The sequence below is a fragment of the Lactiplantibacillus herbarum genome, assembly GCF_001039045.1.
Taxonomy (GTDB): Bacteria; Bacillota; Bacilli; order Lactobacillales; family Lactobacillaceae; genus Lactiplantibacillus; species Lactiplantibacillus herbarum.
Window position 1 is genome coordinate 128,478 of record NZ_LFEE01000018.1, and the last position, 21,901, is coordinate 150,378.

At 45.5% G+C, this 21,901-nt stretch carries 18 protein-coding genes; 17 read left to right on the top strand and 1 reads right to left on the bottom strand.

Annotated elements, in window-relative coordinates; all coding sequences use genetic code 11:
- Positions 1 to 105 precede the first annotated feature (105 nt).
- The 7 genes from fmt to ACG95_RS05735 all read left to right on the top strand — a co-directional run bounded on the left by fmt (position 106) and on the right by ACG95_RS05735 (position 7,474).
- A complete protein-coding gene (gene fmt / locus ACG95_RS05705; protein WP_047999594.1) occupies positions 106 to 1,056 on the top strand; it encodes a methionyl-tRNA formyltransferase in 951 nt (316 codons plus the stop codon).
- Complete coding sequence (gene rsmB, locus ACG95_RS05710; RefSeq protein WP_047999595.1) at positions 1,053 to 2,399, top strand: 16S rRNA (cytosine(967)-C(5))-methyltransferase RsmB; 1,347 nt, start codon at positions 1,053 to 1,055, stop codon at positions 2,397 to 2,399. The genes fmt and rsmB overlap by 4 nt, the downstream gene beginning before the upstream one ends.
- 17 nt (positions 2,400 to 2,416) lie before the next feature.
- A complete protein-coding gene (locus ACG95_RS05715) occupies positions 2,417 to 3,166 on the top strand; it encodes a Stp1/IreP family PP2C-type Ser/Thr phosphatase (RefSeq protein ID WP_047999596.1) in 750 nt (249 codons plus the stop codon).
- A complete protein-coding gene (gene pknB, locus ACG95_RS05720) occupies positions 3,163 to 5,163 on the top strand; it encodes a Stk1 family PASTA domain-containing Ser/Thr kinase (protein WP_047999597.1) in 2,001 nt (666 codons plus the stop codon). The genes ACG95_RS05715 and pknB overlap by 4 nt, the downstream gene beginning before the upstream one ends.
- Before the next feature lie 83 nt (positions 5,164 to 5,246).
- Positions 5,247 to 6,143 (top strand): ribosome small subunit-dependent GTPase A, encoded by an 897-nt coding sequence (rsgA, locus tag ACG95_RS05725; protein ID WP_047999598.1) that lies wholly within the window; start codon positions 5,247 to 5,249, stop codon positions 6,141 to 6,143.
- Between the two features lie 18 nt (positions 6,144 to 6,161).
- Entirely contained in the window at positions 6,162 to 6,815 is a 654-nt protein-coding gene (gene rpe, locus ACG95_RS05730) for a ribulose-phosphate 3-epimerase (protein ID WP_047999599.1), read from the top strand.
- Complete coding sequence (locus ACG95_RS05735) at positions 6,815 to 7,474, top strand: thiamine diphosphokinase (RefSeq protein WP_047999600.1); 660 nt, start codon at positions 6,815 to 6,817, stop codon at positions 7,472 to 7,474. The genes rpe and ACG95_RS05735 overlap by 1 nt, the downstream gene beginning before the upstream one ends.
- Positions 7,475 to 7,665: 191 nt before the next feature.
- Here the strand turns inward: ACG95_RS05735 and rpmB are convergent, their stop codons facing one another.
- Positions 7,666 to 7,851 (bottom strand): 50S ribosomal protein L28, encoded by a 186-nt coding sequence (rpmB, locus tag ACG95_RS05740; protein WP_047999601.1) that lies wholly within the window; start codon positions 7,849 to 7,851, stop codon positions 7,666 to 7,668.
- Positions 7,852 to 8,084: 233 nt separating this feature from the next.
- Between rpmB and ACG95_RS05745 the strand changes: the two genes are divergently transcribed.
- From ACG95_RS05745 to ffh, 10 genes are all read left to right on the top strand, one after another.
- Positions 8,085 to 8,447, top strand: a complete 363-nt coding sequence (locus tag ACG95_RS05745) for an Asp23/Gls24 family envelope stress response protein (protein ID WP_047999602.1) — start codon at positions 8,085 to 8,087, stop codon at positions 8,445 to 8,447.
- 36 nt (positions 8,448 to 8,483) lie between these two features.
- Positions 8,484 to 10,190 (top strand): DAK2 domain-containing protein, encoded by a 1,707-nt coding sequence (locus tag ACG95_RS05750; RefSeq protein ID WP_047999603.1) that lies wholly within the window; start codon positions 8,484 to 8,486, stop codon positions 10,188 to 10,190.
- Positions 10,191 to 10,323: 133 nt separating this feature from the next.
- Positions 10,324 to 12,363: an ATP-dependent DNA helicase RecG gene (recG, locus tag ACG95_RS05755; RefSeq protein ID WP_047999604.1), complete on the top strand. Its 2,040-nt coding sequence runs from the start codon at positions 10,324 to 10,326 to the stop codon at positions 12,361 to 12,363.
- A gap of 44 nt (positions 12,364 to 12,407) precedes the next feature.
- A complete protein-coding gene (gene plsX, locus ACG95_RS05760; protein WP_082137314.1) occupies positions 12,408 to 13,454 on the top strand; it encodes a phosphate acyltransferase PlsX in 1,047 nt (348 codons plus the stop codon).
- A gap of 38 nt (positions 13,455 to 13,492) precedes the next feature.
- Positions 13,493 to 13,738 carry an acyl carrier protein gene (gene acpP / locus ACG95_RS05765; protein WP_047999605.1) on the top strand — a complete coding sequence of 82 codons (246 nt, stop codon included), beginning with the start codon at positions 13,493 to 13,495 and terminating at the stop codon, positions 13,736 to 13,738.
- A gap of 200 nt (positions 13,739 to 13,938) precedes the next feature.
- Entirely contained in the window at positions 13,939 to 14,640 is a 702-nt protein-coding gene (gene rnc / locus ACG95_RS05770; protein ID WP_047999606.1) for a ribonuclease III, read from the top strand.
- A 24-nt stretch (positions 14,641 to 14,664) separates the two neighbouring features.
- On the top strand, positions 14,665 to 18,222 hold the full coding sequence (gene smc, locus ACG95_RS05775) for a chromosome segregation protein SMC (protein ID WP_047999607.1): 3,558 nt from the start codon (positions 14,665 to 14,667) through the stop codon (positions 18,220 to 18,222).
- 27 nt (positions 18,223 to 18,249) lie between these two features.
- Positions 18,250 to 19,758: a signal recognition particle-docking protein FtsY gene (gene ftsY, locus ACG95_RS05780; protein WP_047999608.1), complete on the top strand. Its 1,509-nt coding sequence runs from the start codon at positions 18,250 to 18,252 to the stop codon at positions 19,756 to 19,758.
- A 298-nt stretch (positions 19,759 to 20,056) separates the two neighbouring features.
- A complete protein-coding gene (locus ACG95_RS05785; protein ID WP_047999609.1) occupies positions 20,057 to 20,404 on the top strand; it encodes a putative DNA-binding protein in 348 nt (115 codons plus the stop codon).
- Positions 20,405 to 20,427: 23 nt separating this feature from the next.
- Positions 20,428 to 21,876 (top strand): signal recognition particle protein, encoded by a 1,449-nt coding sequence (gene ffh / locus ACG95_RS05790; protein ID WP_047999610.1) that lies wholly within the window; start codon positions 20,428 to 20,430, stop codon positions 21,874 to 21,876.
- The last annotated feature ends 25 nt before the right edge of the window (positions 21,877 to 21,901 follow it).

A 21,901-nucleotide genomic window follows, 5' to 3' on the forward strand; every position in this document is an offset into this window, starting at 1 on the left:
AATTAGCCTTATAGGCGTGTATGTGTAATCTAATCGACTAGAATTCTAATTAGCACAATACAATGCGTAATACTTACTATATTTAATTGATACGGAGGATTTTAAATGACATCAATCGTTTTTATGGGGACGCCCGCATTTGCGGCACCCATCTTAGAAAGTTTAATTAAGGAACAGTACCAAGTGTTAGGTGTTGTGACTCAGCCAGATCGTAAGGTTGGTCGCAAACACGTCTTAACCGCATCACCAGTTAAAGAAGTTGCGGTTGCTCACGATATTCCGGTATTCCAACCAGAAAAAATCAGTGGTAGTCCAGAGATGCAAGCAATCATTGATTTAGAACCAGATTTGATCGTGACGGCAGCGTTTGGTCAATTTTTACCAACCAAATTATTGAAAGCTGCTAAGATTGCGGCCATCAACGTCCACGGCTCACTCTTGCCTAAGTATCGTGGTGGTGCGCCGGTTCAGTATTCGATCATCAATGGTGAATCAGAGACTGGAATTACCATTATTTACATGATTAAGAAGATGGATGCTGGGGATATGCTAGCGCAACGCGCAATTCCCATCGAAGCAACCGATGATACCGGGACAATGTTTGATAAGTTGAGCGTCGTCGGTCGTGACTTGCTCTTAGAAACCTTACCCAAACTGATTGCTGGTGAAATTACGGCAGTCCCTCAGGTGGAAGAAGACGTGACGTTTTCACCTAATATTCAGCCTGAACAAGAAACGTTAGATTTCTTCACGAAGACGGCTGCTCAAATCGATAATCAAGTTCGTGGCATGCGGCCAGCACCAATTGCTTACGCTGTGTTGGATGGCAAACGTACCAAGTTCTGGGACGTGACGCCGCTTGATGAAACGGTCGACCAAGAACCTGGTCAAGTCGTTCGCAAAACTAAGCATGCCTTGGTAATTGCAGCGGCTGATCATACAGCTCTGGCAATCAATCAATTACAGCCGGCTGGTAAACCCAAGATGACGATTACAGACTTTTTAAATGGTGCAGCGGATAAATTCGCCACCGGAGAGCAGGTTATTAGTAAATGAGTACAGTAAGTAATACACCCCGTTGGTTAGCAGTGTCAGCTTTATCTAAAATTAAAGATGGTGCCTATTCTAATATTCAACTGAACCAATTGATCAATGATCACCCAATGGAAGATCGACGTGACGTCAACTTGTTAACGAACATCGTCTATGGGGTTATTCAACACCGTTTAACGTTGGAATACTGGTTGACACCATTTGTCCGCCACCCTAATCAGATTGATCCTTGGGTTCGTGAATTATTACTCACTGCTTTATACCAGTGGCAATTCTTGGACAAGATTCCTCAACGCGCTATTTTTAACGAAACGATTGAAATTGCTAAGGTCAAGGGACATCCTGGTATTCGCCGGTTTGTAACCGGGGTCTTACACCAAATGGACCGCGAAGGCTTGCCAGAATTTGATGCGATTGCTGATCCTGATGAACGGTTGAGTATTACTTACAGTATGCCAATCTGGCTGATCGATGAATTACGCCAACAATTAGGTGCCGATAAGATGGAAAGTATCATTGCGTCACTTAATCAGCCAGCCAAACAATCATTGCGGGTTAATGCTGCGGTGTCAACGCTTGATGATGTGCGCTCTGTGTTGATTCATGATGAACTGTCGGTCCGCGATAGTGATATCTCTCCAGAAGGACTGATCGTCACGGAAGGCCAAGCCATCAATACGGAAGCCATGGATTATGGAATGTTTACGATTCAGGATGAAAGTGCGCAGTTAGCAGTTCAGGCCTTGGATCCACAACCGTCAGACCGAGTTTTAGATGCGTGTGCGGCACCGGGTGGTAAAACAACTCAGATTGCAGCCTTACTCGATGCTGATTTGGGTGGTAAAGTGGTTGCCTTAGACATCCATAAGAAGAAAGTTAGCTTGATTGGTGAAAACGCGGCACGGATGCACGTTGCTGACCGGGTTGCAGCAACTGACTTGGATGCTCGTAAAGTAGAAAGTAAGTTTGACGAAGAAAGCTTTGACCGGATTTTAGTGGATGCACCATGTTCTGGTTTAGGATTAATGCGTCGCAAACCTGAAATTCGTTACGAAAAGCAATTACAAGATAGTTTGAACTTACAACGGATTCAGCTGGCAATTTTAGAAGCAGTTGCACCAACCTTGAAAAAAGGTGGTATGCTGACGTATAGTACGTGTACGATTTTGCATCAAGAAAATCAAGACGTGGTTGACCAATTCTTGGCAAGTCACCCTGATTTTGAATTGCAAACAACGCCAACCAAATATGAATTAAAGTCTGACCGGACAACTAAGACGTTATCGATCTATCCTGATGACTACTTATCCGATGGCTTTTTCATTGCTTGTTTACGAAAAAAATAACGCTGGAGTGGTAAACAATGGATTTTGCATACCGGTCAGATATTGGCCAACAACGCGAAGAAAATGAAGATTACGTGGGGTTCTTCCAAAATAAGGCGGGGATTAACTTTGCTATTGTTGCGGATGGTATCGGCGGGCATCAAGGGGGGGATGTTGCTTCTGAAATGGCCGTTTCCCACATGGGCTTCCGTTTTGAAAATACAACGTTTGACGAGCCTAACGATGCGGTTAAGTGGCTTGCCAGTGAAGTGCAAGATGAAAATCAACACATTATCGAAAAAGCACGGGAGTTTTCTGATCTAAATGGTATGGGCACAACGATGGTTGCGGTCCTACTGTTTGATCACAAATTTTTGATGGCTAACCTTGGGGATAGTCGTGGCTATATTTTCCGGGATGGGCAGTTACACCAGTTAACGGAAGATCATTCATTGGTGAATGAATTAGTTAAACGTGGTGAAATTTCCGCAGAACAAGCTCGTGAACACCCACAAAAAAATATCATCACACGAACGCTAGGAATCTCACAGGATGCGGATGTTGATACTGGCCTTTATCAGATGCAAGCGGCGGATCAACTGCTACTCTGTTCAGATGGCTTAACTAATATGGTGACGGATGAACAGTTAGCTACCGTATTAGCTGCTACTGATCAAACGGCAACGCAAAAGTGTGAGACACTTATCAAGTTAGCGAATAAGGCTGGCGGTTCTGATAATATTACGGCGTTAATTATTGCGATTGACGGTGAGGTGGCTAGTGAATGACACCCAACTATACCCTTAACGGACGGTATCGCATCGTCCGGTCCTTAGGTGAAGGTGGGATGGCCAACGTTTACTTGGCACATGACTTAATATTAGATCGCGATGTCGCGGTTAAACTGCTACGGTTGGACTTACGGGATGATCCGAAGACGATTAAACGGTTCCAACGTGAGGCACTGGCAACAACTGAATTAGTGCACCCACATATTGTTAGTCTGTACGATGTGGGCGAAGAAAACGGTATGCAGTATTTAGTAATGGAATACATTAAGGGAATGGACCTGAAGAATTATATTAAGGCAAACTTCCCGTTACCATTACAGCAAGTAATCGACATCATGGAACAGATATTAAGTGCCGTGGCAACGGCCCATGCGCATAATATTATTCATCGGGACTTAAAACCTCAAAATATTTTAATTGACGAACAGGGTAATGCCAAAATCACTGACTTTGGGATTGCCGTGGCAATGTCGGAACACAATATGACTCAAACGAATACGATTTTAGGCTCCGTACATTACTTGTCGCCCGAACAGGCGCGGGGAAGTATGGCAACCAAACAGTCGGATATTTATTCGTTAGGGATTATTTTATACGAGATGCTGACGGGCTCCGTACCCTTTAAGGGTGAGACAGCAGTTTCAATCGCCCTAAAGCACTTTCAAAATGCGATTCCTTCGGTAAGGAACTTCGATGCGGACATTCCGCAAGCGTTGGAAAACGTGGTCTTGGAAGCAACTGCTAAGGATCCACGGGAACGTTATGCAAGGGTTGAAGATATGGCAGCGGATTTGCTAACGACGCTGTCCAATGAGCGCGCAGGCGAAAAACGGTTTGTTCCTGAAGACGTTGGTAATGACGAAACTAAGATCATGCCGAGTGAAGATATTCAGGCAGCGATTGCGGCTAGTCGTGACAAGCAGGCGCATCAACCAACCGAAGAAATTACTGAGACTGTGACGGCTGGTGATACGGCTGAAGAACCATTACCAACCCGTTCTTGGTCTAAACGGCACCCGTTACGCCGCAGACTACTTTTTATTGGTAGTGTCATTGTCTTATTGTTAGTCGCAGTTGCTGTTGGTTGGGAGTTAAGCCGACCACAAACGACAACGGTGCCTAACGTAACTGGATTGACGAGGCGTGCAGCGACTAAAGCACTGACTAAAAAACATCTGACTGTTGGTAAAATCAGTTATGCTAAAAGTAATCAGGTTGCGAAGTCTCAGGTTATCCAAGCGACTCCGAATGTAAAGACTAAGGTGCAAACGCAAACGAAGATTAACTTAACCGTCAGTAATGGGGCTAAGAAAACGAGTTTTGGCAGTTACACGAATAAAAATTACCAAGACGTCCAGCAAAAATTGAAGAAAGCCGGTTATACGGTACGTCGGCAGTACACAACGTCTTCAATGGCAGCTGGTCAGATTGTCAGTCAAGATGTCGTGGCGGGTAGTCTAGTGTTGCCAACCGATACAACGGTGACGTTTACCGTCAGTGGTGGCAATCGCTACGTGGCATTGAAGGACTTAACGGGCGAAAGCCGTAGTGATATTCTAGATTATGCGCGAACGAATAGTCTCAATATTGATTTCAAGCAGGGCTATTCGGATGATCAAAAGAAGGGCTACTCTTATGAGCAGACGCCGGATGGTGGTGGCAACGTACGGACTGGTTCTACGGTGACCGTTAATATGTCACGTGGAAGCAACAGTAATACAAGTGCCACACCACAGAATTTCTATGTAAAAATTACGGTACCGTATGTGTCTTTGCTGACTTCTACGGCACCGGCTAATGATGTTAAGATTTATCTGTATGATGATACGCATACGTTAACGACAGTTTATCGCGATATTGCCATTACGCAATCAACGCGGATCAGCTTGCCGTTTCAGTTGACCGGTAACACGAAGGGGCGTTACCGAGTCGTACGCAATGGGATTACGATTATGGATAAAAGTAATATTACGAGTGAAAATGCAACAAAATAAGTGTAAGTCATGCATTGTGCATGACTTTTTTGGTACAATGGAGAAAGTGGACCGTACCAAATAATAAATAAGGTGGTGCTAATTTGAAAATTGGACAAATTCGACAATCGCTAAGCGGTTTTTATGACGTTTACGCTGATGGTCAGATGTATCGAACCCGGGCGCGGGGTAATTTCCGTAAACGTAAGATCACCCCATTGGTTGGGGATCGCGTGGAATTTGACAGTACGACGCCCCAAGAGGGTTACGTCTTAGAAGTATTAGATCGGCAGACCGAGTTGGTACGGCCACCCGTGGCTAATGTTGACTTGGGAATTGTTGTATCAGCCGTCACCGAGCAGGAGTTTTCAACGAACTTGTTGGATCGACAGTTGGTGGCGTTAGCCGTTGCGGGAATTGAACCGTTACTATACTTTGCTAAAACGGACTTGCTGAGTGATGAAGTCTATGAAAAACGAAAAGCCTTGGCCCAAGCCTATGAACGGATCGGGTACCAAGTGATCTGCGAGCGCACAGCTTTTTCAGATGAAGCCCTCGCAGCCGTTAAAAAGGCCCTAGCGCAACACGTTGCCGTGGTCATGGGTCAAACCGGTGCGGGTAAATCAACTTTGCTCAACCATTTGGATCCCAAACTAGGTTTGGCGACTGGTGAAATCTCACAGGCGCTGAATCGTGGGAAACATACAACGCGTAAGGTGAGCTTGATTCCGATTGCGGATGGGTTAGTTGCAGATACTCCGGGTTTTTCTTCATACGAAGTGTTTGATATTGCTGCCAACGAACTGACACACTTCTTTCCAGAATATGTGCGGCTCAGTGTCGATTGTAAGTATCGTGGTTGTGTGCATATCAACGAGCCGCACTGCGCGGTGAAAGCGGCCTTAGCGGACGATCAATTATTGCAGAGTCGCTACGACAACTATTTACAATTCTATGAAACGATTAAAAATAAAAAAGTAATCTATAACAAGAAAAAATAAGAAAAGTGAGTGAGACTAATGATTAAAATTGCCCCTTCAATTTTAAGTGCAGATTTTGCTAATTTACAACGTGACGTTCAGATGGCTGAACAGGCTGGTGCGGACGCGCTACACATTGACGTCATGGATGGCCAGTTCGTCCCTAACTTGTCCTTTGGGATGAGTACGGTCGCAGATTTGCGGCCCGTAACGTCTTTAACGTTGGACTGTCACCTGATGATCATGGACCCAGAACGATTCGTCGGCCAATTCGCCAAAGCGGGTGCTGATTTGATCGGTGTCCACGTGGAAAGCACGCGTCATATTTACCATGCGTTGCAACTGATCAAGGACGCGGGTGCCAAGGCCGAAGTGGTTGTCAATCCAGGAACACCGTTGAGTGCTATTAGTGAACTATTGCCATTAGTTGATCAAGTCTTGATTATGACTGTTAACCCTGGTTTCGGGGGTCAACATTTCTTGAACAGTATGGTTAACAAGATTGCGGCTTTAGACGCAATTAAAAAGGAACACGGCTACCAATTTGATATCGAAGTTGATGGTGGTATTAACGATCAAACGGTCAAAGCCTGTTATGATGCCGGTGCAACGGTAGCGGTTGCTGGTTCATACGTCTATGATAGTTCGGAACCCGCACAACGGATTCAGGACTTGAAGGTGGCGACTAACTAATGACGGGGATCGTGAACCTGTTAGTTGGTGGCCCCACGGCTAATTATCCGGCTGATCTGGCGGCTGTTCCTGGTCCATGGGTCGGTGCTGATCGCGGTGCTCTGCGCTTGATTCAACGGGGGATTACCCCGGTAATGGTCGTCGGGGACTTTGATTCGATAGATCAGGCTGAACGTCAAGCTGTGGAAGCAGCGTTAATTGGCAGTGTCATCGTCAAACCGGATCAGGATCATACGGACACCCAGTTAGCGGTTAAATCGATATTTGACCGCCTAGAGCCAGAACAACTGCATATTTATGGTGCAACGGGTGGTCGGCTCGATCACTTGTTGGCCAATCTGTGGTTGGTGCTTGAGCCGACATTTCGTCAGTGGGCACCGCAGATTAAGATCATTGATCGTCAGAATACGGTTCAGTTCTTTTTACCAGGTAGTCATGAGGTGGCTAAGGAAGCAGATAAGCGGTACTTAGCTTTTGTGCCGTTGATGCCGATGCATCTGACGCTAGCAGATGAAAAATACCGATTAGATGAGGCTGAAAATGAGTACCCGATTTCATGGGCCAGCAACGAGTTTGTTGGTGATGAAGGGCACTTCAGTTTTGATACTGGCGTTTTAGCTGTGATTCAGAGTAGGGATGCGGCTAAGCTGGTAGATTAATTAGTCGGTTTATTTAAAAGATTTAACAAAAAAGACTCAGCAAGCAGTCACGTGGACTAGCTTGCTGAGTCTTTTTGAGAATGCTGATAATTCGTCGTCGTTATAAACTTTATAAAAAGTCGGAGCTGAAAATGGAAATTTAGGTAACAAAAAACGCCATTCACAAAAAAATGTGATGGCGATTTGTTGCGCTAAACGCGCGTTACTTTACCTGATTTCAAAGTCCGAGCTGAAACCCAAACCTTCTTTGGTTTACCGTCAACTAAAATGCGAACTTTTTGCAAGTTAGCTTTCCAGCTGCGGCGGCTGTGGTTTAAGGCGTGAGAACGCGTGTTACCAAAGTGCGTACGCTTGCCAGTAATGAAGTCTTTTGCCATGTTGATCTGCCTCCTTTGGTAATCATTGATAAAAGGTCATCTTTATCATTCACTAGAATAATTTATCATAGATTAATAAAGGTTGCAATACATTTCTATCAAGTAATTTTACTTTACTGCTAAATTCCTAGACTGCGGGCTTTACACCGTGACCACTTAATTTTTCTTTCAAGCGGGGTTGTGCTATGATAAACTATCGTAAATGAACGCGTTAAAATAAGGAGGCTATTTTTATGGCTGTCAAAATCAAAACGCAATTTGGAACCATTGATATTGATAATGATGTTATTGCGACGGTCGTCGGTGGCGCCGCAACGGATAATTACGGGGTTGTCGGGATGGCAAGTCGCAATCAGATTCGCGATAATCTAAACGAAATTTTACGTCGCGAGAACTTTGCCCGCGGTGTGGTTGTACGTCAGGAAGATAATGGTGTGGCAATTGATGTCAACGTTATCGTTAGTTATGGTACAAAAATTTCTGAAGTTTCACGCAATGTCCAAGCCAAGGTCAAATATAACTTACAAAACATGCTTGGCGTTACGGCCAATTCGGTAAACGTCATTGTCCAAGGTGTTCGGGTAATGAACGACTAAATTGAAGTTGGTGGAAGCCAAGGAGGAATTTTGAAATTGAAAATCACCACGATTACTAATCTTGAATTTGGCAAAATGGTGCAGGCGGCTTCACAAAAGCTGAACCAACGTGCCGAATTTATTAATTCTTTGAATGTTTTCCCAGTACCAGATGGTGATACCGGGACTAATATGAGTTTATCCATGGCCAGTGGTGCCAAGTACGAACGTGAAGAAACCAGTACTGCAGTTGGCGATTTGGCTGCTGCACTAGCTAAAGGCCTTTTAATGGGAGCCCGCGGTAACTCTGGTGTTATCTTATCACAGATTTTTCGCGGCTTTTCAAAGTCAGTTGCGGATAAGGATGTCTTAACGGCAACTGATTTAGCTGACGCATTGGCAGCGGGGGCTCAGACGGCCTATAAGGCAGTTATGAAGCCAACCGAGGGAACTATCCTAACTGTCATTCGTAAAGCAGCAGGGGCCGGTAAAGAGGCCGTTAAGTCGACCGATGATATCTGTGAAGTGATGACTGAAGTCGTAACAGCAGCTGAAGCCGCTTTGAAATCAACACCAGACTTGTTACCAGTTTTGAAACAAGTTGGCGTTGTCGATTCTGGTGGCCAGGGACTGACCTTCGTTCTCGAAGCATTTAGTGACTCATTAAATGGTAAAATCGATGAATCTCAAGATTACGTCCCAGATGATGCCGAAATGGACTCAATGATCGATGCCACTCATCATCAGAGTGTTCAGGGCCAATTAGACCCTAACGACATTGAATACGGCTACTGTACTGAAATCATGGTTCGAATCGGTGACGGTAAGTTAGTTGATCATGAATTCGACTATGATACCTTCTACAACTACTTAGCCGGATTAGGCGATTCACTATTAGTGATCAATGACGATGAAATCGTGAAGGTCCATGTTCATACCGAACATCCTGGTGATGTCATGACATGGGGCCAACGTTTTGGTGCGCTGATCAAAGTTAAAGTGGATAACATGCGTCTACAACAAGAGACGATCATGGAACACGATCAGGAAGACAAAGCTGCTTCAGCAGCCGAGTCAACCTTAGTTGCACAACCACAAGTGGATATGCACGGGTATGCCATTATTTCAGTTGCTTCGGGTGCTGGGATCGGTAAGTTATTCAAAGGCTTAGGTGTAACGAACATCATTGCTGGTGGTCAAACGATGAACCCTAGTACTGCGGATATTGTTAAAGCGGTCAATGAGAGTGGTGCTAAACAGGCGCTCGTCTTACCAAATAACAAGAATATCTTCTTAGCAGCGGAACAAGCAGCGGAAGTTGCGGACGTTCCAGTTAAGATTATTCACAGTCAGACGGTTTCACAAGGGATGACAGCAATGTTAGCCTTCAACACGGAAGCGAGTCTTGACGATAACCAAGCAACAATGGAAGAAACTTTGAGTACGGTTGTTAGTGGTCAAGTGACCCATGCCGTTCGCGATACGACCATTGATGGTTTAGAAATCAAGAAGGACGATTACATGGGCTTGGTTGACGGTAAGATTGTCATTACTAACCCTGATCGAACGACAGCTACGATCGATATGGTCAAAGCAATGCTTGATGAAGATAGTGAATTGGTTACGATTATCTACGGTGAAGGCGCAACAGAAGCCGACGCTGAAGCTTTGTCGGAACAAATTCAAGCTTTAGATGATGAATTAGAAATTGAAATTCACGAAGGTGACCAACCGGTTTATCCGTTCTTGATCTCCGTGGAATAGTTAGCAACGAAGAAATGGGGCTTGGCAGCAATGCTGGGGCCTGTTTTTGTACGTTAAGGGTTATCTCGTGAGCAGTTTGTCTTAGATTTGGTATAATCAACGGATAAACGATTAATAAGGGAGGGGTTAAGTAATGGTAGAACAACTGAGTGATGCGGTCGCAACGTTAAGCGGTGTCGGGCCGACTCGGCAAAAAGCACTTGCTGAACTGGGTATTAATACGGTCGCTGATTTATTGACCTACTATCCCTTCCGCTATGATGATCTGCAGGTCAAAGATGTTAATGAAATTGCTGATCAGGAAAAGGTGACACTGAAGGGGACGGTTGCTTCCGAACCAGTGTTAGCACGTTTTGGTCGCAAGAAGAACCGATTGAACTTTCGGTTGTTGATCGATCACGATGTCTACATGGTGACCTTCTTCAATCAACCGTACCTGATGAAACAGATCGAGACTGGGCAATCACTTGCAGTTTATGGTAAGTGGGATGCGACGCGTAATAGTATGGCTGGGATGAAGATTATCAATCCTAACAATGCGGATTCAGCGTTTGGCTCGATCTATCCGGCTAGCAAGTCGGTCAAACAAGGGACGATTCAGAAATTAATCAAGCAAGCGTATGATCAGTATGCGCCGGTGATTGAAGACGTGGTCCCCGCACCGTTACGGGAGAAGTATCGACTGATGCCACGCCGCCAGATGATTCACGACATGCATTTTCCGGCTAGTCAGGCAGATTCTACGGCAGCGCGTCGTTCAGCGACTTACGAAGAGTTCTTAATGTTTCAGATGCAGATGCAAGTGCTCAAACAGAGCGACGCGACGACTAACGGGATTGCAATCAGTTACGATAATCAGTTACTGAAAGCATTTATTCAGACGCTGCCATTTGAATTGACGAACGCGCAAAAGCGGGTCGTGAATGAGATCTGTCTGGATATGAAATCACCCCAACACATGAACCGGTTGCTACAAGGTGACGTGGGTTCTGGAAAAACGATTGTCGCTGCCATCGTGATGTACGCGGCGATTACGGCAGGCTACCAAGCGGCACTGATGGCCCCAACGGAAATCTTAGCTGAACAACATGCTAATAATTTATCCCAAGTCTTTGCGGATACGGACGTCAACGTGGCGCTGTTAACAGGATCGACCAAGCCAGCTGCCCGCAAAGTCCTATTAGCTGCTTTAGCAGCGGGTGACATCGATCTCTTGATTGGGACCCACGCGTTGATTCAAGCTGGGGTGGACTATGATAACTTAGGATTAGTCATTACCGATGAACAACACCGTTTTGGGGTCAATCAGCGAGCGGCCTTTCGTCAAAAAGGTGGTCAACCAGACACGTTAGCGATGACCGCGACGCCGATTCCACGGACGCTAGCGATTACGGCATACGGTGAGATGGACGTTTCAGAGATTGACGAGTTACCTGCAGGACGCCAACCGATTCAAACGACGTGGGTACACAGTAATCAGGCTAACTCTGCGTTAAGTTTTGTGCACCAGCAGATCGACAACGGATCGCAAGCGTACGTCGTAACACCGTTGATCGAAGAATCTGAAACTTTGGATGTCAAGAATGCCGAGGCGCTTTCGGCGAACTTACAAGAGTATTTTGGGTCGACGGTCAAGGTCGGGTTATTACACGGTCGCATGAAGGCGGACGAAAAAGAAGCTGTGATGACAGCCTTCAAAGCCGGTGAAATCCAATTACTGGTTTCCACGACGGTCATTGAAGTTGGGGTCGATGTTAAAAATGCCACCATTATGATGATCTATGACGCTGACCGATTTGGATTGGCGCAATTACATCAACTGCGTGGGCGTGTTGGGCGTGGTACTAAAGCGTCGTACTGTATTCTGGTTGCGGACCCTAAGAACCAGCAGGGAATCGAACGGATGCAGATCATGACGGAGACTACTAACGGCTTTGTGTTGGCCCAAAAGGACTTGGAATTGCGTGGTGCTGGTGATGTGCTGGGTATTAAACAGTCTGGGATGCCTGAGTTTAAAGTCGGTGATCCAATTGCTGACTTGAATGTGCTACAAGTAGCTCAGCAGGATGCCCATGCGATCGCGCAACAACCGGATTGGCAATCACAACCGGAGTATCAATTACTAGCGGATTATTTGAAGGTTAAACTAGCCGCGATTGGGACTTTGGATTAATTAAAAAATAAAGTAGTACTTAACTTGAGAGGAATGGTGACAACATGATTAAAATTGCGATTGACGCAATGGGTGGCGATTACGCGCCTAACGCCGTAATTGAAGGGGTCGAACAAGCACGGGACTTATTTGAAGATACGGTATTTTTACTGTACGGCCAACGGGACGTGATTACAGCGCAGTTGAAGAATCGAGATCGTATTCAGATCATCAATGCGGATGAAGTCATTACGATGGAAGATGAACCAGTACGTGCGGTTCGGCGTAAAAAGAACTCGTCACTCGTTATGGCGGCACAAGCAGTCAAAGATGGTCAGGCCGATGCGTTTTTCTCAGCTGGTAATTCTGGTGCCGTCCTAGCTGCGGGATTATTCGTTGTGGGCCGGATCAAGGGGATTGACCGTCCTGGATTAGTGACGGCATTGCCAGTGGTCCGTAACGCTAATCAATCGAATTTTGTCATGATGGATATCGGTGCTAATGCTGATAGTAAGCCGTTGAACTTACAACAATACGGTGTATTAGGGACTTACTATGCAGAACGAATGATGCATACGGATCATCCACGGGTTGCGTTATTGAATAACGGGACTGAAGACGATAAGGGTAATAAAGTGCACAAAGCGGCCTTTGAATTACTATCACAGACGACCGGGGTTAACTTTGTCGGTAACGTTGAATCACGAGACTTACTTAACGGGGTCGCTGACGTAGTGGTTACCGATGGCTTTACGGGTAACGCTGTCTTGAAGAGTATTGAAGGAACGGCTCGTTCAATGCTCGGCTTGGTTAAGGATGCGATTTATGACAACGGGGTTAGTGGTAAACTCGGTGGCTTGTTACTGAAGAGTGGGTTTAATGAGATTCGCTCACAAATGGATTATTCGCAGTACGGTGGTGCGGTATTATTAGGCTTACAGGCACCGGTTGTTAAGGCTCATGGCTCTAGTAAAGCACCGACAATCGTTAATACGATTCGTCAGATTCGCCAAATGGTTAGCACGGATATTGTCCCAGGTGTCGCCGAATACTTTGCCAATCAGCAAGTTAATCAGCAGGCAAGTGTAGACATTCCCGCTGAAAACGATTAGAATACTTTAGTGAATTCAAGTTAGTGAGGGATTTTTACATGACAAAAGAAGAAATTTTCGATAAAATTGCAGGAATTATTGCGGACCGGTTTGAAGTTGAACGTTCAACGATTACCAGCGAAATGAACTTGCAAACGGATTTAGATGCTGATTCCATTGATTTTGTTGAGTTTGTCTTAGAATTGGAAGACACCTTTGGTAGCGAAATCTCAGACGAAGATGCCGAAAAACTGACAACAGTGGGTCAAGTAGTTGACTACGTCGCTGAACGTCAGATCAAATAAACCAGATATTGGTCACTAAAAGCAGGTCCCGTTACGTGGGTACCTGCTTTTAATTACCGTAAATTCGACCGTAAAAACTCAATAAAATTGTTATTAAAGCGTGAATCATAGTATAATATTAAGATACGCATTGATTCACAAAGGCTCACTGGTTGGGCTTTTGAATTGATAGATTGCTGCAAAATGAAAGGGAGTTTAACATGATTACAGAATTAGCCGCGATGTTAAAAGAACGGTTTGGGATTGTTTTTAATAATCCAGATCTATTAGCGGAGGCCTTTACCCAGGCGTCATACGTTAATGAACATCAGGATCAACAGTTAAAATTTTATGAACGAGTCGAATTTTTGGGGGATGCCGTCTTGGAGTTAGTGGTGTCTGAGTATTTATACAAGCGTTATAAAGACATGCCCCAAGGTAAGTTGACCCGGTTACGAGCAGCCATGGTGTGTGAAGATAGCTTTGCTAGTTTTGCCCGTGAATGTGACTTTCCGAAATATATCCGGTTGGGTAAGGGTGAACAAAAGGCCCGGGCCTGGGAACGCGATTCCTTGTTATGCGATATCTTTGAATCGTTTATCGGTGCTTTGTACTTAGATCAGGGTCGCGAACCCGTTCTTAAATTCGTCCACCAAGTGATCTTTCCTAAGTTGGATGAAGGCCGTTTTGACGGTGTCTTTGACTACAAGACGACGCTTCAGGAACACTTGCAACAGTCAGGTGACGTTGCTATCGAATACCAATTGATTGAACAAGATGGTCCCGCTAACGAACGTTCTTACGAAATTGCCGTCTTAGCTGATGGTAAGAAGATCGGTGAAGGTTGGGGACATTCTAAAAAAGAAGCTGAACAGAGCGCTGCTCGGCAGGCTTACTCACAATTACAACAAAGTAACCACTAATTAATTACAGGAAGTTTGTGTCGAATGCAACTTAAATCATTAGAGATCAGCGGCTTTAAGTCTTTTGCTGATAAAACCAAAATTGATTTTCAAGCCGGAATGACAGGAATCGTCGGCCCAAATGGTAGTGGTAAGAGTAACATCATTGAGGCGATCCGCTGGGTTCTAGGTGAACAAGCCGTCAAAAGCTTGCGAGGAACCAAGATGACCGACGTAATCTTTGCCGGTTCAGCAAACCGTAAGCCTTTAAATATGGCTAAGGTCACAATCACCTTCGATAACACCGATCATTTTCTGCCGTTAGATTACGCAGAAGTTAGTATCACCCGGAAGTTATTCCGTAACGGTGACAGTGACTACCTCATTAATAATCAGAGCTGTCGGTTGAAAGATATTGCTAACTTGATGATCGATACGGGTCTTGGGAAAGATTCCTTCTCAGTCATCTCCCAAGGTCGGGTCGAAGCGGTGTTTAATGCTAAACCAGAAGATCGCCGTAGCATTATCGAAGACGTTGCCGGTGTCTTGAAATACAAGAAGGATAAACTGACAACTGAAAGTAAATTGGCCGAGACGACTGATTACTTAGATCGAGTCAACGATATCCTGGCCGAACTTGAACAACAAAAAGGGCCACTGGAAGAACAAGCCAGTCTGGCTCAGGACTACCAAGAACAAAAACAGAAGTTTGATTATTTAGACCGTTCGCGGTTGGTTAAGAAACTGACGATTGCTAAGGATCAACTGAATCACGTTAATCAGCAGTTATCTGGCGCTAAAGAATTAGTGACACAGTACCAGCAACAGGCGGATGCTAAAGCTTCTAAGCTCGCCGAATTAAAGCAGCAGCAGACAGCACAACGTCAACTTAAGGACCAGTTAGCAACCCAAAACTTGGAACTGACGAAGACGATTGAAAATACCCAGGGTCAAAAAGGAGTGGCGGCCGAACGTCGGCAAAATCAGCAGGCGGAGCAGGAACGTTTACAAGCGGACCTGACACAAACGGCTACCCAGATCACCACGTTGACTGAGCAGCAAGAGCAAGCACAACAGCAGTTAGCTGACCAGCAAGCTCAAGTTAAACAGTTGAAAGCCAAAGTAGCTGAATTAACCACGGCAACGAGTGCGGCTGGACGTGAACAATTAGTAGCTAAGCTGGAGCAGTTGCGCAATGCCTACATTGACGAGAAACAGGTTCAAGCGGAGCTGAATAACGAGGAAAAGAATCTCGATAAACAGCACCAACAATCTGGTAGTCAGAGTACGGCTTTGGCGGAACGACTTGCACAAGCGCAAGCTAATCTGAAACGGGTCGAAGCAACCGTTGACGTGCATAATCGCGATCAACGTGATCTCGAGAACCGCGTGAGTCAACAGCAACGTGAGTTACAGACGCAACAGGATCAATTTAAGGTGAATGCCGAAAAAATTGATGATCAACAACAGCGGTGGTTAGATGCCGCTGGACTGATGCAACGAGAGAAGTCACGGCTAGAGGCTTTACAGGCTGTTCAAGAACGCTACACGAACTTTTACGCGGGTGTTCGGATGGTCTTGCAACACCGTCAACAATTTGCGGGTGTTGCTGGGGCCGTTTCCGAATTACTGACGGTTCCTAATCAGTATACAAAGGCGGTTGAAGTCGCCTTAGGTGGTCAACTTCAGAACGTGGTCTGTGATACGCAGCAAACGGCCAAGAGTGTGGTTAGCTTCTTGAAGCAGAATCACGCTGGTCGAGCAACGTTGCTGCCAATTGAACGGATTACGGCTCGTCAACTCCCGGTTAATGTGGCTCGTGAGTTAACGCAACAAGAGGGCGTGCTTGGAATCGCCAGTGAGTTAGTGGACTGTGAACCGCGCTTATTAGCCATTAAACGTTACTTGTTAGGGACGACCGTGATCGTCGATACTTTAGATCACGCGCTAGCCCTCTCACGTCGTCGTCGTTTTAATTGCAGATTAGTGACTGTCGGTGGCGAAACGATTGCGGCTAGTGGTGCTATCACTGGTGGGGCAACTCGTCATGATGATAATGGCTTACTACAGCAGCAACAGGCGGCAGAAAAAATCACCGCCAATGTTGAGCAGATGCAAACCGAACTGATTACCTATGAACAAGGTTTAGCCAAGGCTAAGCAAGTTAATCAGGATTTAACGGTTCAGGTTGAAACTAGTCGGCAACGATTGAGTGAATTGAAGGATCAGTTGAGTCAGGTCCAGGCCCAATTGCAAACGGCCCAGAATGAACAGATGCAGCTCAGCCGTCAAGCCAAGGCGTTGACGTATGAACAGCAACAGGCTCAGGCTGACGACAGCTATGAGGACTTGGTAGCACGTAACCAGCAGGCTCAAACTGACAATGCTGATAAATTACAGAGCTACCAAGAACAGATGGCGACGGTTCAGCAACAACAAACTGACTATGAGACTTATCAGAAGTCGCAAGCAGCTGAATTGCAAACGCAGCGTGAACAATTAGTCACGTTACAAGAACGTTGTAAGCAGACGCAACAACTTGTTGATCAGCACACGAATGCATTAGCTACGGCTGAAGCGACTCAGCAACAGGCTGAAGCAGACTTAGCCACCATTGAAAAAGCGATGGCTAGTCAACAGATGTCCGTGTCTGATCGTGAAACAGTCTTGAAAGAAGCGCTACAGACGCAGCAACAAGTGGTCACTCAACAAGCTGATTGTGACCAACAGTTGGCGACATTGAATGATCAGGTTGAAGAAGTAACGGATGAGCAATTACGAACGCAACAGTTGGCTGCGGCAGCTACTGATGATTACCGACGGCTGGAACTCAGTCAGACGAAACTGACCGGCGAAGTTGATCACGCAACGGCGGATTTAGCTGAGAAGTATCGTTTGACGGTGGCGGCTGCTGAACAAGATGTCAGTGAACTGGATCTTGCAACGATCACGGAACAATTGAAATTATTGAAACGTGGTTTGGACGAGATCGGTACCGTCAACTTAGGTGCCATCGAAGAGTTCCAACGAGTGACGGAGCGTTTCGACTTCTTAAACAACCAGGCTGTCGATCTTAAGGAAGCTAAGGAACACTTGCTACAAACCATGGCTGACTTAGATACCACCGTTGCTACCCGTTTCAAAACAGCCTTTGATCAAGTTGCTGAGCATTTCAGCACGATTTTTGAGCAGATGTTTGGCGGTGGTGCGGCGGAACTGATTCTAACGGATCCAGAGCACTTGCTAACCAGCGGGGTTGATATTATGGCCCAGCCACCTGGCAAGAAGTTCCAACGACTCAGCTTGCTCTCTGGTGGTGAACGGGCGTTAACGGCGATTACCCTGTTATTCGCTATTTTGGCCGTTCGACCAGTGCCATTCAGTATCTTGGATGAGGCTGAAGCTGCGTTGGATGATGCTAATGTCGATCGTTTCAGTCAGTACTTGAATGATTTTCAAACGGGGACACAATTCGTGATTATTACTCACCGTAAGGGTACGATGATGCATGCAGATGTCTTGTATGGGGTCACGATGGAAGAGTCAGGGGTCTCGAAGATGGTTTCCGTTTCCCTGGCGGATCTGAAAGATGACCAAAATTAATCATTAAATTAAAGGAAGTGTTAAAATATGGGACTATTTAATCGTCTGAAAAAAGCGTTTAGTTTGCCGGAATCGGATGACTCTCAGGCCGCTAGTACTAGTGCAGCCAGTGAAGTAGCTGCTAGTCAAGCAGTGCCAGCAAGCGCTGAAGCAACGTCACAAACGACTGAACCAGTAACGTCGGCTGCGGTGACTGAGCCGGTTTCTGAACAAGCTGCTGCACCTTCTGAAGAGGCGGCAGTGTCTAGTGAAGCCACGCCATCACAAGCAGTTTCTGAAGTTCCGGTAGCCAGTGAAGCACCAACTAGCACCGCACCAATTAGTGAAACTGCAATGTCAGCTGAACCGTTAACGGCGAGTGCAGCGGTTGCTCAATCATTAGCTGCATTACGCGCCTCAGCTGCTAGCCAAGTCGCAGTTAAGGACGAAGCGATTAGTGATGCTGAAGTAGTAGCTAGCAACGCCGCACCAAGCAGCGAAACTGCTACTGTTAGTGCAGCGGCAGTTTCTGAAACGGCACCGGTTGATGCAACTGAAGCACCAACGGAACTTGCAACCGCTGATGTAACCGATGAAGCAGCCTCTACTGAGGCAGAACCAACTGAAGCAGAGCGTTATGATGAAGGTTTGAAGAAGTCACGTAAAACGTTTGGTGATCGCATCAACGCTTTCTTATCAAACTTCCGGCACGTCGATGAAGCTTTCTTCGACGAATTGGAAGACACGTTGATCGAATCTGACGTTGGTTACGAAACGGCAATGCGAATCAGTGATGAATTGCGTGATGAAGTTAAACTTCAAAACGCTAAGAGCAAGAAAGATATTTCGAATGTCATCGTTGAGAAGTTGGTCGACATGTACGGTGAAGCTGGTGAAGGCGAAGATAATTCGATTCATTTAGCTAAGAGTGGCCCAACCGTGATTCTCTTTGTTGGGGTCAACGGTGCCGGTAAAACGACTACGATCGGTAAGATGGCCAACATGTATAAGCAACAGGGCAAGAAAGTCTTGTTAGCTGCTTGTGATACGTTTAGAGCGGGAGCCATCCAACAGTTACAAGTGTGGGGCGAACGTGATGGCGTTGACGTGGTCGCTAAGGCCGAGAAGAGTGATCCAGCTTCCGTCTGTTACGACGCTGTTAAAAAGGCTAAGGCGGAAGATTACGACATCTTATTCGTCGATACGGCTGGTCGTTTGCAGAATAAAGTCAACTTGATGAACGAACTTGAAAAAATCAAGCGGGTAATTACTCGTGAGATTCCAGATGCACCTCACGAAGTTTTACTCGTGTTGGATGCAACCACTGGTCAAAACGCGTTGAACCAAGCCAAGCTCTTTAAGCAATCTACGGATGTCAGTGGGATTGTCCTAACTAAGCTTGACGGGACGGCACGTGGTGGGATTGTCTTAGCTATTCGTAACGACTTACACTTAGCGGTTAAGTACGTTGGTTTGGGTGAAAAAGTTACCGACTTACGACCATTTAATGCCAATGACTTTGTTTACGGGCTATTTAAGGACGTTATTGCCGGGTAAACGAGTTAAATTAAACTAATAATGATGAGTTTGGGCCATAACGCCCAAACTCATTTTTTGTCTTCAAATAGTTACAGTCGAAACGTGCGCCAAAAGGCTGATCCTTTCTCTTGGTTACGGAATACAAACGATTGAAAATACACAATCATTCGTATTCCTAGGCTATGCTCGGTAGCAACCCGCCTTTTGTCCCACTCTTTTTTATCGATAAATGGCGGCTGAGAGTTGACGAACGCTGATAAAATCGGTAATCTTATCTAGTGTATAGTCTGCGAATATAAGCGCGAGGAGTTCCAAAATGGAAATTGCAAAAAATTATCGAATTAATTCGTTATTTGAGTTCTATGAACCCCTGTTAACGAATAAACAAAAAGAATATATTCAGCTGTATTACGCTGACGATTACTCCTTAGGTGAGATTGCGGAAGAATTCTCAGTTTCGCGGCAAGCGGTTTATGATAATATCAAGCGTACTGAGAAGATTCTGGAAGGCTACGAAACCAAACTTCACTTATATCATGATTTTGTCGAGCGTAATCAAGAAATTGATGCAATTTCAGATTATGTTAAAGGACACTATCATGGGGATACGCAGTTAATAAAAATGATTCAACAACTAGTCAACTTAGAAGCTGACTCAGAATAAATAATAAAGGTTAGGTGACACGAATGGCATTTGAAGGCCTAACGGAACGTTTACAAAAGGCAATGACCAATCTTCGTCGTAAGGGGAAGATTTCTGAAAGTGATTTACGTGCAACCATGCGTGAAATTCGGCTCGCATTACTAGAAGCCGACGTTAACTTCACGGTTGTTAAAGACTTTGTCAAAACGGTTCGTGAGCGGGCACTGGGAGCGAAAGTCCTTGAAGGCTTGAACCCCGCCCAACAGATTGTAAAGATCGTTAACGAAGAATTAACGAAGACGATGGGTGAAAAGGCAGTTCCATTAAACCAGTCGGATAAGATTCCAACCGTTATCATGATGGCTGGGCTCCAAGGGGCCGGTAAAACGACCACTGTTGGTAAATTAGCCTTAAAACTCAAGAACGAACAAGATGCACGGCCATTAATGATTGCGGCCGATATTTACCGTCCAGCCGCAATTCAACAATTGCAACAGGTCGGTGAACAGATCGATGTACCTGTATTCCAATTAGGGACCGATGTTGATCCAGTTGAGATCGTTCGTCAAGGGATGGCCCACGCCCGTGAGAATCATAACGATTACGTCTTTATTGATACGGCCGGTCGTTTACAGATTGACGAACAATTGATGAATGAGTTAGCTAACATCAAGGATCTAGTCCATCCAGACGAAATTCTGTTAGTGATCGATGCCATGACTGGTCAAAATGCCGTTAACACTGCGGAAGGGTTTAACGAAAAGTTAGACGTTACCGGGGTTGTCTTGACCAAGTTAGATGGTGACACTCGTGGTGGGGCTGCGTTATCAATTCGTGCCGTTACGGGTAAACCAATCAAGTTTGTTGGTCAAGGTGAAAAGATGACCGATTTGGATGTCTTCCATCCAGATCGTATGGCTGATCGAATCTTAGGCATGGGTGACATGCTGACATTGATCGAAAAGGCCCAACAACAATTTGACGAAAAACAAGCCGAAGAGATGAACCTGAAGATTCAGGAAAACACTTTTGACTTCAATGACTTCATCGATCAACTCGACCAAGTGGACAAGATGGGGAACATGGAAGATATCATGAAGATGATTCCTGGGATGGCTAATAACCCTGCCATGAAGAATATCAACATGGATCCTAAAGATATCGCCCATGTTCGAGCAATCGTCTACTCAATGACTAAGGCTGAAAAGGCTGATCCTGATCTGTTGAACCCTTCACGGCGTCGACGGATCTCAGCCGGTTCTGGTCGCCCAATCCACGAAGTTAACCGCATGATCAAGCAATTCAACCAGACCAAGAAAATGATGAACCAAATGTCGAAGGGTAACTTTGCCGGCATGGAAGGTTTGATGGGCGGCAATGGCGGTGGTATTGGTGGCAAGATGCAACAAATGGCTATGAAGCGGATGGTCAATCAGACTAAGAAGAAGAAACAGAAGCGTTTAGCCCAAGCAATGCGGCGTCGTAAGCGCTAGTCTATAAGTTTTTTTAGCCTGTCAA

Bases quoted from the DNA above. Each gene is read 5' to 3' on its own strand.
- ACG95_RS05735 (WP_047999600.1), top strand. From the start codon at position 6,815: ATGACGGGGATCGTGAACCTGTTAGTTGGTGGCCCCACGGCTAATTAT.
- recG (WP_047999604.1), top strand. From the start codon at position 10,324: ATGGTAGAACAACTGAGTGATGCGGTCGCAACGTTAAGCGGTGTCGGG.
- ftsY (WP_047999608.1), top strand. From the start codon at position 18,250: ATGGGACTATTTAATCGTCTGAAAAAAGCGTTTAGTTTGCCGGAATCG.
- rnc (WP_047999606.1), top strand. From the start codon at position 13,939: ATGATTACAGAATTAGCCGCGATGTTAAAAGAACGGTTTGGGATTGTT.
- fmt (WP_047999594.1), top strand. From the start codon at position 106: ATGACATCAATCGTTTTTATGGGGACGCCCGCATTTGCGGCACCCATC.
- smc (WP_047999607.1), top strand. From the start codon at position 14,665: ATGCAACTTAAATCATTAGAGATCAGCGGCTTTAAGTCTTTTGCTGAT.
- rpe (WP_047999599.1), top strand. From the start codon at position 6,162: ATGATTAAAATTGCCCCTTCAATTTTAAGTGCAGATTTTGCTAATTTA.
- ffh (WP_047999610.1), top strand. From the start codon at position 20,428: ATGGCATTTGAAGGCCTAACGGAACGTTTACAAAAGGCAATGACCAAT.
- plsX (WP_082137314.1), top strand. From the start codon at position 12,408: ATGATTAAAATTGCGATTGACGCAATGGGTGGCGATTACGCGCCTAAC.
- acpP (WP_047999605.1), top strand. From the start codon at position 13,493: ATGACAAAAGAAGAAATTTTCGATAAAATTGCAGGAATTATTGCGGAC.
- ACG95_RS05745 (WP_047999602.1), top strand. From the start codon at position 8,085: ATGGCTGTCAAAATCAAAACGCAATTTGGAACCATTGATATTGATAAT.
- ACG95_RS05785 (WP_047999609.1), top strand. From the start codon at position 20,057: ATGGAAATTGCAAAAAATTATCGAATTAATTCGTTATTTGAGTTCTAT.
- rsmB (WP_047999595.1), top strand. From the start codon at position 1,053: ATGAGTACAGTAAGTAATACACCCCGTTGGTTAGCAGTGTCAGCTTTA.
- pknB (WP_047999597.1), top strand. From the start codon at position 3,163: ATGACACCCAACTATACCCTTAACGGACGGTATCGCATCGTCCGGTCC.
- ACG95_RS05715 (WP_047999596.1), top strand. From the start codon at position 2,417: ATGGATTTTGCATACCGGTCAGATATTGGCCAACAACGCGAAGAAAAT.
- rpmB (WP_047999601.1), bottom strand. From the start codon at position 7,851: ATGGCAAAAGACTTCATTACTGGCAAGCGTACGCACTTTGGTAACACG.